General features: G+C 76.4%; 1 protein-coding gene. It reads right to left on the reverse strand.

The features are described from left to right. Nucleotides 1–27: 27 nt before the first annotated feature. Nucleotides 28–1080 carry a LacI family DNA-binding transcriptional regulator gene (locus ACFUEL_RS39845; protein WP_380243134.1) on the reverse strand — a complete coding sequence of 351 codons (1053 nt, stop codon included), beginning with the start codon at nucleotides 1078–1080 and terminating at the stop codon, nucleotides 28–30. Nucleotides 1081–1163 lie beyond the last annotated feature (83 nt).

A 1163-nucleotide genomic window follows, 5' to 3' on the forward strand; every position in this document is an offset into this window, starting at 1 on the left:
CCTCCGGGTGGTGCCCGCCGTCGCCGTTCAGTCGCGCGGGGCCGGCGGGGGCGCGGTGCTGGCCCGCAGCACCAGTTCGGGGGCCACCACGACCGGTGCGTCCCCGGCCGCGTCGGGGTCGTCGATCCGGTCGAGCAGGCGGGCCACGCACTGCCGGCCGACCTCCTCGAAGTCCTGCCGGACGGTGGTCAGCGGCGGCAGGTAGTAGGCGGCCTCGGGCAGGTCGTCGAAGCCGACCACGCTGACGTCCTCGGGGACGCGGCGGCCGGCCTCGTGCAGGGCGCGGACCAGGCCGAGCGCCAGGTGGTCGTTGGCGGCGAACACCGCGGTGACGTCGGGGCGGGCGGCCAGTTCGCGGCCGATCCGGTAGCCGTCCTCGGCCGTCCAGTCGCCGTACCGGAGCGGGGGGACGGGCGCGCCGGCGACCTTCAGCGCGGCGTGCCAGGCGGCGGCGCGGCGGCGGGCGGCGTAGGAGTCCTGCGGGCCGCCGAGGTGCCAGACGGTGCGGTGGCCGAGGCCGAGCAGGTGGCGGGTGGCGGCGGTGGCGCCGGCCGCCTGGTCGGTGTCGACCGAGGGGAAGCGGCGCTCCGGGTCTCCGTCGGCGACCACCACCGGGACGCCGGAGGTGACCGAGAAGCCGGGCCGGTCCAGGATCTGCGCCTCGATCACCACCAGTCCGTCCACGGCCTGGTCGGTGAGCTGGCGGACGGCCTGCTGCACGGCGCGTTCGGTCTGGTCCTCGACGCAGACCACGTTCAGCGAGTACCCGGCGCGCTGGGCGGCGCGCGAGATCGCGGCCAGGGTGCGGGCGTTGCCCTGGGCGGTGACGTCGAAGGTGACCACGCCCAGGACGTGGAAGCGGCCGAGGGTGAGCGCCCGGGCGGCGCTGTTGCGCTGGTAGCCGAGCACCCGCATCGCGGAGAGCACCCGGTCGCGGGTCTCGGGTTCGACGTTGCTGCGGTTGTTGGCGACCCGGGAGACGGTCTGCGAGGAGACCCCGGCGAGGGCCGCGACGTCGGCCTGCGACGGCGGCCGCGTCCTGCCCCGGGCGGTGCCGTCCGGCGTCGGGTCCTGCCCCATGCGCTCCTCCTCCATGTCTGCGTAAACATGGTAGCGCCGCGGGAGGACGGGGAAAGCCACCGCCCCGGCTGCCTGAGCAGCCG

The organism is Kitasatospora sp. NPDC057198 (assembly GCF_042670125.1).
GTDB lineage: Bacteria > Actinomycetota > Actinomycetes > Streptomycetales > Streptomycetaceae > Kitasatospora.

What these genes read in the sequence shown, in the direction of transcription:
- ACFUEL_RS39845 (WP_380243134.1), bottom strand. Translation starts at nt 1,080, where the DNA reads ATGGGGCAGGACCCGACGCCGGACGGCACCGCCCGGGGCAGGACGCGG.